Below are 12,342 nucleotides of genomic sequence, written 5' to 3'. Positions count from 1 at the left end.
AGGGTGGATGACGCTGGCGCCCGAACCGGCGGTAGATGACACGGGCGGCCGCGCTGGAGGGGTTCGAGACGTTCGTCGACCGGACGGCCGAGGCGACCCGCCGGGAGTTCAGCGTCGCGCGTGCGCTCCGGGGGACCGGACTGGGTCCCGGCGGCGTCCTCGTCGACCGGTTGCGCCGCAACACCGACGCGCTGGAGCGACGCGTCGTCGACCCGGAGCTGGCAGCGTACCGCGAGCGCGCGGTCGAGCAGTTCCGCGTCGTCCTCGCGTACGTCGAGAGCGACGAGCCGATCGAGGCGTTCGAGGCCGACTTGCTCGAACACGACAGCGCGGTCGACGCTCTGGCCCCGACCGTCGGCCCCGACGAGCGCCGCGCCGTGGTCGAAGACGTCCTCGCTCGCCTCCAGCGGCTCGGCGACGGCGTCGCGCCGGTCGTCGAGCGACCCGAATCGGCGTTCTGGCCGGCGGTTCGCGCCGCGTTCGACCGGGAGGAGGCGCTCGCGCTCGTCGAGACGGTCGTGCCGTTCACCGGCCCGCTCCGGCGCCACCGCGAGGCGCTGGCGTTCGAGGTGCGGATCGACCCCGCCGACGTGCTCGGCGGCCCGCTGACGGGGACGCTCCCGACGGTATCGCTCGACTACACCGACGAGGCCCTCCGGGCGATGCACCGCGCCGAGCAGCGCGTCGTCCACGAGGCCAGGGCCGACGTGACCGAGCGCTTCGGCTGAGATCCCGGCCGACCGAGGACCGGTCGGGACCGAGACCCCCGCGGCTCGCGCGGCGATAGCAGGGACCAAGCACTTGGAGCCCCGAGTTCTCTGCACGATGGAGTCAGCCCCGCTGGAGTTCTCGCTGCCGAACGCGGCCGTCGGACCGGATCCGTTCTCGCTCGCTGACCTCTCGTCGGACGTCCGGTTCGTCGTCCTGTTCTTCCAGCGCGACCACTACTGCACGAACTGTCGCAGTCAGGTGCAGGCGGTCGCCGAGCGCGTCGCGGCGTTTCGGACGCGCGACGCCGAGCCCGTCTCGGTGGTCCCGGAGCCGCTCGACCGCGTCGCCGAGTGGCAGGCCGAGTACGACCTGCCGTATCCGCTCCTGGCCGACTCGGAGGCGTCGGTCGCCGACGCATACGACCAGCCCGTCCGCTTCGGCCTCCTCGGCGACCTCTCCGACTTTCTGGGTCGGATGCCCCGCGTCGTGGTCGTCGACCGGAGCGGCGCCGACTCCGAAGCCGTCTACACCTACAGCGGCCGGTCCACCTTCGACCGCCCCGAGATCGACGAGTTACTCGACGTGATCGACGAGCACCGGACCGCCGGCGGCGACCCGCCCCCGGCGGAGTGAACGCCCGAGCCCGCGATAGACGACCGATGCGGTCGTCGCCTGATGCGGTCGTCGCCTGATACGGTCGTCGCCTGATACGGTCGTCGCCTGATGCGGTCGTCGTCATCGCTGTAGCGACGCGAGGATCGCGGCCCGGCCCTTTCCGGGCTACCAATGCAAGATTTTAAAACATATCGAGCATCCAGAGTATCCTAGATGTCGAACGAGCGACTCGAACTCGCCGACCGGGGAGACGGCGGGGCGGTTCCGCCGCCGCTACCACCCGACGACCCGGAGGCGTGGTACGCGCCGGACGTTCGCTCGCAGACCGAAGTCGCGCCGGGTGTCGTCGTCACGATCCGCGAGACGGCGACGGACTTCGACTACGAGGTCCGTGAGCCGGGACTCACCAGCGAAGGTCGCCAGCGACTCGACCGCGTGCTGGAGTACTTCGGCGACGCGGGCCTCGAGCGGCCGCGCACGCGCGAAGGCGCCGTCGAGCGGATGGCCGACGGGTTCGATCCGAAACACCGGCGGGTGCTCGACCGGCTGATCGACGCGGCGCCGGGCGTCCGCCGCCGGATCGAGTACCACGCGCTGGCCGAACTGGGCTGTCTCGGGCGATTGACGCCGTACGCCCTCGACGATCGGATCGACGTGGCCGACGTGGCGGGCGACGGTGTCGTCGTCCACACCGACGATTTCGCGCCGGCCGAGACGGACCTGCCCACGGACCCGGAGTACCTCGACCGGTTCGCCAGCGAACGACTCGACCACCACACCGTCGACTTCTACGGTTTCGAGATTCCGGTCGTCGTATACCGTGAAAATCTACTGGGTACCGACTCGTTCATGACCAAATACGCGGTCCGCGAGCCGGATCTGCTGCCCGGTGACGCCGAGTTGATCACCGAGTGCAAGGAGCGTATCTGGGAGACCGACGTAGACGGCGTCGTCGACGACGAAGCGGCGTTCGTCCGCGAGCGCGCCCAAGAGTTGCTCTCGCGACGACTGACCGCCCGGAACACGCGCGCCTGGCTGGACGCCGCCCGCCACAGGGTCCGGAGCGCGCTCGCCGAGTGGGACCTGGCCATCCCGCCGGTCGACGACCGCTACGCTACCGACCGGCTGGACGACCTGGTGTACTACGTCCTCCGCGATTACGTCGGCTACGGGAAACTCACCGTCCCGATCCGCGACGACCACCTCGAAGACGTCGAGGCCAACCGCGTCGGCGAGCGCGTGAAGGTCGTCCCCCGAGACGACGTGGGCCACACCGAACGGATCCCGACGAACCTCACGTTCGAGGACGAACACGAGTTCGTCAACGTCGTCAAGCAACTCGCAGCGGACGACGGCACCGAACTCAACGCCGCTAACCCCAGTGCGAAGGTCAACCTCAGCCCGCCCGGCGTCACCGAGACGATCCGCTGTGCGGTGGCGCTGCCGACCGTCAGCGAGGACGGCCCGCACATCTCCATCCGCAAGCAGGCGCCGGACGTGATGACTCCCGTCGACCTGCTCGAACGGGACAGCCTCTCGACCGAACTGGTCGCGATGCTCTGGCAACTGTACGAACACCACGGCGTCGTCCTCTTCTGCGGCCCGACTGGCGTCGGAAAGACGACGCTGATGAACGCCCACATGCCGTTCGTCAGCTTCCGTGACCGACCGGTGAGTATCGACGAGGGATCGCGGGAGGTGTGGTTACCCCACGAGACTGGCGTCTCGCTCACCACGCGCGAACACCAGGACGAGTACAAGCAGGTGACGATGGCCGACCTGATGACCGAGACCAACTACCTGAATCCGGACGTGGAACTCATCGCGGAGATCAACACGCCCGCGAGCTTCGAGACCTTCGCGGAAGTGTTGAACACCGGTCACGGCGTGATCGGGACAACTCACGCCGGCGATGTCGAGACGCTGGTCAACCGGGTCGTCGAGCAGGACCTGCCGACGTACCTGCTCTCCGAGATCGACCTCCTCGTCTTCCCCCGAGCGGTCGACGGTGACCGCTACGTCGGCGAAGTGGTCGAGTTCGTCGGCGAGGAGACGTTCAGGGAGTACGACCGCGAGCGCGCCGACGACGCCTGCGGTGTCGTCCGAAAGGGTGAGACGACGGTCTACTGGAACACCGTCGCTCGCCGGACCCACGACGGCGGGTACGACCTCGCCTACGAACACCCGGACCTGGGCGACGACGCGCGGCAGGTCGATACCGAGTTGTTCGAGCGCCTCGCCCGCCTCACCGACCGGCCGGTCGAGGCCGTCGAGGACGCTTTCCACCGCAAGCACCGCTACGTCAAGTACCTGCATCAGGAGGGGATCTCCGACGGCGAGGATCTGTTCGCGTTCCTCGCCGACCTGCAGACCGACGAGGCCGCCACCGTCGAGCGCATCAGACAGCGTACCGCCGAACAGCCGAGCAGCGTGGTCGCAGCCGACGAGCGAACGGGTCCGACGACGAACGCGGCAGGCGCAACGATCACGCTCGACGACCGGAGTGACCGCGACGGCGCGAGACGGCACACCGACGGCGATGCGGAGATTCCCGGGGAGGAGACGGATGGCGACTGAGGACTCGGGGATCACGGGTCCCGACGGGACGCTCGCGTTCGTCGACCGGGCGTTGTACGCGCTGTTCTCTCGGCGTGCCGATAGTTCGAGGCACGAACGCGACCGCCACAGATACCGCGCCGCCGACCTCGGGACCAGTTTCGACATATACATCTCGCGGGTATACGGCCTCTCCTGGGGAGTCGCGACGGTTACGTTCGCGCTCGCCGCGCTCGTCGTCGGAGTGCTCCCACGGTCGGCGCTGGCCTCGGTGGTCGAGTTCGCCCACGGCGCGGTCCCGGTCCTCGACCGGGTGGCGTTCCCGGTCGTTCCCCCAGCCGTACTGGCGTTGACCGCGGGCGCGATCTCGGGAGCGGTCGCCCGCTGGGGAGTCCTCCGCTCGGGCGGGCTGTACCTCCGCTGGCAGGCCGACGCTCGGCGCGCCGACATCGAGGCCACGCTGCCCGGCGCGGTCCGGTATCTCCGCGTGCTCGCCTCCGGGAGCAGCGACCAGCGGACGATGCTGCGGCGCGTCGCCGACCAGCACGCGTACGGAGAAACGGCGACCGCGTTCCGCCGCGCGCTCAACGAGGCCGCACTCACCGGCAGTCTCGACGCCGGCCTCGAGCTAGTCGCCCGTGATACCCCTTCACGGGACCTGTTGGCCCCGTTTCTCCTGAAGTATCGCGAACACGCCAACCAGGGGACCGACGCGCTCGCCGAGTATCTCCGGATGGAGAGCCGGCTCCTCTCACACCAGCAGTCGCGGACCCACGACCGCGTAGCCGGCTATCTAGAGTTGCTGGCGGAACTGTTCGTCGTCATGCTGGTCTTTCCCGCGCTCACGGTGCTCATCATCACGGTGATGAGTGTTCTCGCGCCGGGGCTCTCGGCGACGGTCACTACACCACTGGGGGCCGTCACGACCCGGGAGGTACTGATCTACAGCAGCATCGCGTTCGTCCTCGGGGTCGGACTCGCGGCGGCGGCCATCGTCGCCAGTCTCCGCCCGGCACAGCACGCGATGCCCGACTACGCGGTGTCTCGTGACCTCTCGGACCTGGTCCTGTCGGCACCGACGAACCCGGCCAGCGCCGCGGTCGTCTGTGGGCCGTTCGCAGCGGTAGCCGCCGTCGCTCTCTGGACGTTAGGGTACGACCCAGCCAACGTCCTGCTGTTGAGCTACGTCGGGTTCGGTCTCCCGGTCGGGGTCGTCGCGGTCCGACGAGCGCGGATCGACGACGCGAAAGACCGCGAGATCCGCGATTTCGTCCACGCTATCGCCGGTCACGTCGCTCTTGGACAACCGTTCTCGGCGGCCGTCGACGAGGTCGCGGCGGAGGTCGACCACGGTGCGTTGCAACCCGACGTGGAGTCGCTGGCGTTCTCGCTGTCGTTGACGACCGATGCCGGATCGGGCGACGGCGACGTGCGGGCCGCCGCGCTCGACAAGTTCGTCGACGACGTAGGGACGCCGATGGCCGAGCAGACCATCGGCCTCGTCGTCGGCGCGCTCGAATCCGGGAGCGACACGGAACAGGTGTTCGAGGCCTTGCAGACGGAGATTGGGACGCTCTACCATCGGCGCAAGCAGCTCCGGTCCGAGCTCCTCGTGTACGTCGCTGTGGGATGGACGACGGGGTTGCTCGTCCTCGGGATCATGGTCGCGGTCAATCTGTCCGTGCTCGACGGCTTCTCGCAACTGGCGTCGGTGTCGAACGTCGAAGGGTCGTCGAGCGGGTTCGCACTCGACCCGGACGCAGTCCAGCCGGCCCGGGAGCAGTGGCGGTTCTACCTCGTCACCCAGGCGACCATGCTGTCCTGTGGCTGGTTCGCCGGCATGGCGAGCCGTGGGCGCTACGAGGCACTGTTGCATTCGGCGGGACTGGTGGGCATCACCTACGCCGTCTTCGCGGGGGCCGGGATGCTATGATCCGCCGAGGCGGAGCGGCCGCCGGACATCTCCGGCGGCGCGGTCAGTCCAGCGTCGTCGGCGTCGCGCTCCTCCTGGGTGTGACAGTGGTCACATTGGGTGTCTTGACCGCCAGCGTCGGCGTGCTGGTCGAGGATCACGCCGCCCGGGCCGACGCCGACCGCGTGGCGGCCGACCTGCAGTCCGGGCTTCGACCGGTCGAGTCGACCGGTCACCGGACGACGACCGTCCGATTCGGCGGGGGGCGGCTCTACACCGCCGAGCGACAGCTCAGGGTCTCCGACGCCACCGGAGTCGTCGCGAACGTCGACATCGGCGCGCTGGTCTACGAGAACGGAGACCGCCGCGTCGCGGCCGTCGCGGGTGCGGTCGTCCGCGGTCGCGGCGAGAACGCGTGGTTCGCAGAGCCACCGCCGGTCGTCGGCTCGGAGTCGAACGGCGTGCTCGTCGTCGGCGCCGCGAACCTCTCGGCGAACCCGTCGTCGGTCGGCGGCGGGCGAGTGGCCGCCGATCTCGTGACGAACGTCACCCACGACCGCCGATCGCTCGGCCCCGGGCGCTACGAGGTCGCCGTCGAGACCGAAGCGCCCGCGGCGTTCGAACGCTACTTCGAGCAACGAGGAGCGACGGTCGGTCGAACCGACCGCGACGGAGACGGGGTCGTCAGCGTCGTGGCGGAGTTCCCCGGCCGGCGGCGAGCGTACCTCGCCGAACACCGGATGCGACTGGAGGTGACGAATGGGTGACCGAGTGCGGGCCGACGGACCGACGCCGTCGTCCGGGCTCGCTACCGACGCACGCGGGGTCACGCCGGCGGTCGGTAAGACGCTGGAGATCGGGATCGTGGTCCTGTTCGTCGGGCTCGTCACGACCGCACTGCTGGGCGGTGTCGTCCCGGACTACCGAACGGCAGCGGGTGCCGAAGTCGGCGACCGCGTCCTCGCCACGGTCGCACAGGAGGTCGAACGAGCCGTCCCGCCGAGTGCCCGAGACGTGTCGGCCCGTCGGACGGTCGAACTTCCGAGCACTATCGCGGGGAGCGGCTACGCGATCCGGGTCGACGGACGGTCGCTCGTCCTCGATCATCCCGACCCGGCTATCGGTGGACGGATCGACCTCGCGGTCCCCCCGCGCGTCGACCGCGTGTCCGGCCGGACCGACGGGGGTGCCGAGACGGTCGTGGCGGTCCGGGATGGCCCGGATGGACTAGTGGTCGAACTCCGCGACGGGGGTGGACCGTGACTCACTCACTGCGCAGCGCCCGGAGGAGGGCGCCGGCGCCGCTCCCGACAGCGAGGAACGCGAGCCCGAGCGCACCGAAGCCGTGCGCCAGCTCGGCCGCCGACGAACCAGGGGGCGCGACCACGGACGCGAGCGCGGTGACCGCCCCGTGGATAACCGCGATCGGCGGGCCGAGGAGGGACGGAACGTCGCGAGTCGGTTCCGCGGGCACGGACGGCAGGTCGGAGCCGGCCCTGGGAACTCCCGCCGCTTCACGGCACGGGTTGGCACCTCCGAGGGGGTCACTGTGAATCAGGCCGACCCGAGATCGGGCGGGGGGCGCGACCCCCCTCGTACGAGTCGCGCTCAGGCGAACCTCGCCGCGCTGGCCGCGGCACTGCTCGCGCTGACGACGGTGACCGTGCTCGGCGTCGCGGCCGCGAACGGTGCTCTCGTCGGTGAGTTCCGGGACGCGGGCGAACGTCACGCGGCGACGGCGGTCGCCGACCGGATCGTGGGCGACGCGTCGCCGGTGACGAACCGCTCGAACGTCCTCGACCGGGGCGCGGTCGCGTCGCTCGACGCCGCGACGCTCCGGAGTCGATACCCGACACTCGACGGCCGATCGTTTCGAGTCACGGTCGGCGGGCGAGTCGTCGCGGCCGCGGGGACACCGAGTGGCGGAACCACGCGACATCGAGTCGTCCTCGTCGAACGCCGCCGGAACGAGACGGTCACACCGTCGTTTTCGGGCCCGAACCGGATCACACTCCCCCGGCGAACGCCGTGGGCCCGCCTCGATATCGGACCGCCCGACAACGTCTCGGTCGGTGCCGTCCGGGCGAACGACCGAGTCGTACTCCGGGATCCAGACGGGCTCGACGGACGATACACGGTCTCGCTGTCCCGACGGGAGACGGTCCAGTTCACGTTCGTCGCGAACAACAGCCTCGACCGCGGCGACGTGACGCTCGCGTTCGCACCGAGCAACACGACGAAGGCGCGGTTGGGGGTGACCGTCGATGGCTGACGTCGCCGAGGGATCGGCGACCCCCCACTCCGTCGAACGCGACGCCCGCGCGCAGCTCCCGATGCCTGCAGTGGAAGGCGCGCTCGCGGTGGTGCTCGTGCTCGGGGTCGTGGTCGGGTTCGCGCTGGGCGTTCCGCAACCGAACGGGACGCAACAGCTGGACGCCTACGCCGAGGATGCAGCGACGATCCTGACGCAGGAACCACCGCGCCACCGTGGCGGAACGCGGCTGGCAGAGGTGATGGAGTCGGCCGACGCGTTCGAGCGCGAGCGTGCCGCTCTCGACCGCCGGGTCGGACGCATCCTGCCCGACAACGTCATGTTCAGGGTGGAGACACCCTACGGCCGCGTCGGCCACCGAAAGCCCGCCCGCGTCGCGGTCGGTACGGCCACAGTGACCACTCGCCACGGCGACCTGACGATCAGGGTGTGGTACGCGTGAGCCGACGGCCGACCACCTCGGGCGGCGACCGCAGGGGACAGATGGTGCTGCTCGCCGGCGTCGTCGTCGCACTGGCGCTGGTCGCGATGCTCGTCGCGTACCTGCAACTGGGCTACCACGCCGACGTGCGGACCGCGAGCGTCGACGGCGAGGCCGCGGCCGACGGGCGGTCGTACCTCCAGCGCGCCACACACGACGCGTCCCGGGCGCTCCGCGGCGAGTTCACGTGGAGTGAACGCGCCCGAGCGGTCACGGAGACTCGAAACCGTATCCAACCGCGGATACGGACGCTGCAACGGTCACGCGTCGAATCTGGCGTCGCGTACACGGCGGCGTTCAATCGGACTGCTGCACGGCGATGGGCGACCGCGAACTGTCCGAGCGGCCCGGGACGAGAGTTCGGCCCCTGCGTGGCCGACCGGGGTGTCGTGGTACAACAGCGGGGCGAGCGAACCCTCGTCCTCGCCGTCGGCTACGATCTGACCGTGACGACCGACCGCGAGACGGTTCGGCTCACCGCCGTCACACCGGCGGTCGAGTGACCGACGCGAGCGCCCAACCCGACCCGAGCGGGAACGACGGCGACGACTCCGGACTCCCGATCCGAGTGTGGGTCGCCAGCCTCGTCGTTCCCGTCGGGGCCGGGCTCCTCGCCTGGGCGATCATCAGACTGACCCCGGGAACCCCGGCGTGTAGAGGCGTTTTCCTCGACGTCTTCTCTCTCCGGTACCGACGAGCCCTGATCCACGGTCTCGGGCTGGTCGTGCTCGCGCTCGTCGCGTTGCTGCTCGTCGCGGGCCTCGCTCGGCGTCCGCGCCTTCCTTCGCGGGAACCCATAAGAGCCGAGCGACCCAACGGAACGTATGGTCGACCCCGGCCGCGAGACCCAGTACACCGAGTCGGACGTGATCGAGGTGTTCCGCGACCGCAGCGACTACGCGGAGCCGCTCACCGCGAGCGAAGTCGCCGAGCAGTTGGACTGTTCGCGCCGCACCGCACTCAATCGGCTACACGACTTGCAGGACGAAACCGACGTGACCAGCAAGAAGGTCGGCGGCCGCAGTCGCGTCTGGTGGATCCCAGTCCGGATGGACGGGTGACCGGCTCGTGGAGGTCCGCGATGGGTCGTTCACGCCGTCCGTGACCCGTTTGTGGTTTCGGAAGATATTTTTCTCGCGGCGGCAAATTACGACGTATGAGTGCCGAATCGACGGAAGAACGCATCCTCTCCGTGCTGGAGGAGGACGCCCAGGCCTCCTACGCGGAGATCGCGGACCGGGTCGAGGTGTCCAAGCCGACCGTCCGCAAGTACATCCAGCGCCTGGAGGACGAGGAGGTTATCGTCGGCTACTCCGCCGACGTGGACCCGAAGAAACTGCCCGGCCAGTCCATCGCACTCGTCGGGATGGACGTCGACAGCGGCCGCTACGTCGAGGCCGTCCGCGAGCTAAAGGAGATCGCGGCGATCGAGAAACTGTACACCTCCAGCGGCGACCACATGCTGATGGCGGAGGTGCGCGCGCCCGACGGCGACGCCGTCGGCGACGTGATCGAATCGACGATCAAGGACATCGAGGGCGTCACGGCCGCCCATCCCTCCTTCCTGCAGGAACGGCTGAAGTGAGTCGGCCGCCGTCCGGCGACGATCGATACCTACGCAGTTAGGGATCGCTGCTATTTCACTACCGCTCGTCGACTTGAGCATGTCGAACGCAATCGATTCGATTCCGAACCCGAGCGATTACGAGTGGAAGTTCGAACAGGTCGACAACGTCGGTATCTGGTTCATGGACGGCTGGCGCGGGTTCGCGGACGCGGACCTCGAAGCGGCCAGCACGCACTACCGCGAACGCGGCCGGCGCGGGGACGTCGACGCGACGATCGCGGTCTTCGGCGACGAGACGAACCTCGCGAGAGAGACACAGGAGTACATGGGTCGGGAGTGGTCGACCAACGGCGAGTACACCGGCGTCGACCGGATCGGGTTCGTCTCCGATGGCACCACGGCGATGGCGGTGGCGGCGAACGTCGACGTCCCCGACGCCGAGGTCGACACGTTCAGCGACCTGGACACGGCGGTCGAGTGGGCACAGGGCTGACCGCGACGCGACGCGGCGCGTCACGGTCGCTCGCCGTGGGGATCTCGGGAGGCCGCCCGCGTCGCGGGCCCGCGGAGAGTGGAACGAAGCGACCGTAGGGGTGGATTTTTACGCGCCGTTCCCCGAGAAGACGGTATGACCGCCCGCCTCGTGCTGGGGACCGGATCGCTGGCGGGGTCGCTCGTGACGGAACTGCGCGAGCGGCGCGGCCGGCTGGCGGTGCTGGCCGACGACGAGAACGCGGTCCGGACGCTCCGTGAGGAGGGCGTCGTCGCGGAGGTGGGCGACCCGACCGACGAGGCCGCGCTCCGGGAGTGCCGGCGGCCGGACACGGTCGCCGTCGCCACGGCGAACGCGGCGACGAACGTGGCAGCTGCCGAGGCGGTGGCCTCGGTCTACCCCGGCGCGTTCGTGCTGGCGTACGCGCCGGCCGAGACGACCGACGAGCAGCGGGCGGCGCTTTCGGCGACCGCCGACGAGCTGGTCGACGCGCGGGCGGCCGCGACCGACTGGCTGGACGACCGGGTCGGCGACGACGGGCTCAGGACGCGGAAGCTGACGGCGGCCCTGCGGGACGTCGAGGGACGGCTCGCGATCGTCACCCACGACAACCCCGACCCGGACGCCATCGCCAGCGCGGTCGCGCTGGCCCGGATCGCCGAAGCGACCGGCGTCGAGGCCGACGTGTGTTACTTCGGGAACATCACCCACCAGGAGAACCGCGCGTTCGTCAACTTGCTGGAGTTCGACCTGTCGCGACTCGAACCGGGAGCGGAACTATCGGAGTACGGTGGCGTGGCGCTGGTCGACCACTCGCGGCCGGGCGTCAACGACGGGCTGGCCGAGGAGACGGCCGTCGATATCGTGATCGACCACCACCCGCCGCGGTACCCGGTCGAGGCGCGGTTCGTCGACCTGCGCAGCGACGTGGGCGCGACGAGCACGCTGCTGGTCGACTACCTGCGGACGCTGGACATCACGCCGAGCCGCGAGGTTGCGACCGGCCTCCTCTTCGGCATCCGGATCGACACCGACGAGTACACCCGCGAGGTGAGCGTCGCCGACTTCGAGGCGACGGCGTATCTCGTCCCCCACGCCGACGCGGGGACGCTCGACCGCATCGAGTCGCCGAGCATGAGCGCGGACACGCTCGACACCATCGCGCGGGCGATCAGCGACCGCCAGCGCCACGGGCCGGCGCTGCTGTCTGGCGTCGGCGAACTCACGGACCGGGACGCGCTCGCGCAGGCGGCCGACCGCCTGCTCGACCTCGAAGACGTGACGACGACGCTCGTCTACGGCATCATGGACGGCACGATCTACGTCTCGGCGCGGGCGCGCGGCACCGACCTCGATCTCGGCGAGACGCTCCGGGACGCGTTCGGGCAGATCGGGAGCGCCGGTGGCCACGCCGACATGGCCGGCGCACAGATCTCGCTGGGGCTGCTCGACGCCATCGACGCCGACGACGAGTCGCTGTCTGAGATCCTCGACGCCATCGTCACCGACCGCTTCCTCGACGCGATGGGGTCGCGCAACCACCGCGTCCTGACGGGTCTCTACCCCGACGACTACCACGGCACCGGGCCGGGCGAACCGCTGTCGCTCGACCGGATCGCCGGCGCCGCGGTGGGGAGCGGTCGAGACGGAGCCGACGACGGCTCGGACGAACCGGACGCGACCGACGACGACACGGCGGACGGCGGGGGCGCGACCGACGACGAGCGGCGGTAAC

Annotated in this window: 14 protein-coding genes; 13 read left to right on the top strand and 1 reads right to left on the bottom strand. The window is 69.9% G+C overall.

The annotated features are described in order from the left end of the window. Positions 1 to 35: 35 nt before the first annotated feature. From I7X12_RS04045 to I7X12_RS04020, 6 genes are all read left to right on the top strand, one after another. On the top strand, positions 36 to 728 hold the full coding sequence (locus tag I7X12_RS04045) for a hypothetical protein (RefSeq protein WP_198062590.1): 693 nt from the start codon (positions 36 to 38) through the stop codon (positions 726 to 728). Between the two features lie 97 nt (positions 729 to 825). Further along, positions 826 to 1,344, top strand: a complete 519-nt coding sequence (locus tag I7X12_RS04040; RefSeq protein ID WP_198062589.1) for a peroxiredoxin family protein — start codon at positions 826 to 828, stop codon at positions 1,342 to 1,344. Between the two features lie 195 nt (positions 1,345 to 1,539). Beyond that, entirely contained in the window at positions 1,540 to 3,903 is a 2,364-nt protein-coding gene (locus I7X12_RS04035) for a type II/IV secretion system ATPase subunit (protein WP_198062588.1), read from the top strand. Next, positions 3,893 to 5,815 (top strand): type II secretion system F family protein, encoded by a 1,923-nt coding sequence (locus I7X12_RS04030; RefSeq protein ID WP_198062587.1) that lies wholly within the window; start codon positions 3,893 to 3,895, stop codon positions 5,813 to 5,815. The genes I7X12_RS04035 and I7X12_RS04030 overlap by 11 nt, the downstream gene beginning before the upstream one ends. Next, positions 5,812 to 6,561, top strand: a complete 750-nt coding sequence (locus tag I7X12_RS04025; RefSeq protein WP_198062586.1) for a DUF7289 family protein — start codon at positions 5,812 to 5,814, stop codon at positions 6,559 to 6,561. Before I7X12_RS04030 ends, I7X12_RS04025 begins: the two co-directional genes overlap by 4 nt. After that, positions 6,554 to 7,057: a DUF7266 family protein gene (locus I7X12_RS04020; RefSeq protein WP_198062585.1), complete on the top strand. Its 504-nt coding sequence runs from the start codon at positions 6,554 to 6,556 to the stop codon at positions 7,055 to 7,057. Before I7X12_RS04025 ends, I7X12_RS04020 begins: the two co-directional genes overlap by 8 nt. A 1-nt stretch (position 7,058) precedes the next feature. Here the strand turns inward: I7X12_RS04020 and I7X12_RS20660 are convergent, their stop codons facing one another. Next, on the bottom strand, positions 7,059 to 7,181 hold the full coding sequence (locus tag I7X12_RS20660) for a hypothetical protein (RefSeq protein ID WP_269750352.1): 123 nt from the start codon (positions 7,179 to 7,181) through the stop codon (positions 7,059 to 7,061). 162 nt (positions 7,182 to 7,343) lie between these two features. On the opposite strand from I7X12_RS20660, the gene I7X12_RS04015 reads away from it, so the two are divergent. The 7 genes from I7X12_RS04015 (at position 7,344) to I7X12_RS03985 (ending at position 12,341) form a co-directional block, all read left to right on the top strand. After that, entirely contained in the window at positions 7,344 to 8,066 is a 723-nt protein-coding gene (locus I7X12_RS04015) for a DUF7263 family protein (RefSeq protein WP_198062584.1), read from the top strand. After that, positions 8,059 to 8,508: a DUF7262 family protein gene (locus I7X12_RS04010; RefSeq protein WP_232343026.1), complete on the top strand. Its 450-nt coding sequence runs from the start codon at positions 8,059 to 8,061 to the stop codon at positions 8,506 to 8,508. The genes I7X12_RS04015 and I7X12_RS04010 overlap by 8 nt, the downstream gene beginning before the upstream one ends. Continuing rightward, positions 8,505 to 9,050 (top strand): DUF7261 family protein, encoded by a 546-nt coding sequence (locus tag I7X12_RS04005; protein ID WP_232343025.1) that lies wholly within the window; start codon positions 8,505 to 8,507, stop codon positions 9,048 to 9,050. Before I7X12_RS04010 ends, I7X12_RS04005 begins: the two co-directional genes overlap by 4 nt. A 321-nt stretch (positions 9,051 to 9,371) precedes the next feature. After that, positions 9,372 to 9,608 carry an HTH domain-containing protein gene (locus I7X12_RS04000; RefSeq protein ID WP_198062583.1) on the top strand — a complete coding sequence of 79 codons (237 nt, stop codon included), beginning with the start codon at positions 9,372 to 9,374 and terminating at the stop codon, positions 9,606 to 9,608. 95 nt (positions 9,609 to 9,703) lie between these two features. Continuing rightward, complete coding sequence (lrpA1, locus tag I7X12_RS03995; RefSeq protein ID WP_198062582.1) at positions 9,704 to 10,132, top strand: HTH-type transcriptional regulator LrpA1; 429 nt, start codon at positions 9,704 to 9,706, stop codon at positions 10,130 to 10,132. Positions 10,133 to 10,211: 79 nt separating this feature from the next. Further along, positions 10,212 to 10,607, top strand: coding sequence for a hypothetical protein (locus I7X12_RS03990; RefSeq protein ID WP_198062581.1), 396 nt, complete (start codon positions 10,212 to 10,214; stop codon positions 10,605 to 10,607). Positions 10,608 to 10,742: 135 nt separating this feature from the next. Next, positions 10,743 to 12,341: a DHH family phosphoesterase gene (locus I7X12_RS03985; protein WP_198062580.1), complete on the top strand. Its 1,599-nt coding sequence runs from the start codon at positions 10,743 to 10,745 to the stop codon at positions 12,339 to 12,341. The last annotated feature ends 1 nt before the right edge of the window (position 12,342 follow it).

Source organism: Halosimplex litoreum (assembly GCF_016065055.1).
Classification (GTDB): Archaea; Halobacteriota; Halobacteria; order Halobacteriales; family Haloarculaceae; genus Halosimplex; species Halosimplex litoreum.
The sequence above is the reverse complement of the archived record's forward strand: the minus strand, read 5'-3'. Positions and strand labels throughout refer to the sequence as shown.

What these genes read in the sequence shown, in the direction of transcription:
- I7X12_RS04045 (WP_198062590.1), top strand. Translation starts at nt 36, where the DNA reads ATGACACGGGCGGCCGCGCTGGAGGGGTTCGAGACGTTCGTCGACCGG.
- I7X12_RS04040 (WP_198062589.1), top strand. Translation starts at nt 826, where the DNA reads ATGGAGTCAGCCCCGCTGGAGTTCTCGCTGCCGAACGCGGCCGTCGGA.
- I7X12_RS04035 (WP_198062588.1), top strand. Translation starts at nt 1,540, where the DNA reads ATGTCGAACGAGCGACTCGAACTCGCCGACCGGGGAGACGGCGGGGCG.
- I7X12_RS04030 (WP_198062587.1), top strand. Translation starts at nt 3,893, where the DNA reads ATGGCGACTGAGGACTCGGGGATCACGGGTCCCGACGGGACGCTCGCG.
- I7X12_RS04025 (WP_198062586.1), top strand. Translation starts at nt 5,812, where the DNA reads ATGATCCGCCGAGGCGGAGCGGCCGCCGGACATCTCCGGCGGCGCGGT.
- I7X12_RS04020 (WP_198062585.1), top strand. Translation starts at nt 6,554, where the DNA reads ATGGGTGACCGAGTGCGGGCCGACGGACCGACGCCGTCGTCCGGGCTC.
- I7X12_RS04010 (WP_232343026.1), top strand. Translation starts at nt 8,059, where the DNA reads ATGGCTGACGTCGCCGAGGGATCGGCGACCCCCCACTCCGTCGAACGC.
- I7X12_RS04000 (WP_198062583.1), top strand. Translation starts at nt 9,372, where the DNA reads ATGGTCGACCCCGGCCGCGAGACCCAGTACACCGAGTCGGACGTGATC.
- lrpA1 (WP_198062582.1), top strand. Translation starts at nt 9,704, where the DNA reads ATGAGTGCCGAATCGACGGAAGAACGCATCCTCTCCGTGCTGGAGGAG.
- I7X12_RS03990 (WP_198062581.1), top strand. Translation starts at nt 10,212, where the DNA reads ATGTCGAACGCAATCGATTCGATTCCGAACCCGAGCGATTACGAGTGG.
- I7X12_RS03985 (WP_198062580.1), top strand. Translation starts at nt 10,743, where the DNA reads ATGACCGCCCGCCTCGTGCTGGGGACCGGATCGCTGGCGGGGTCGCTC.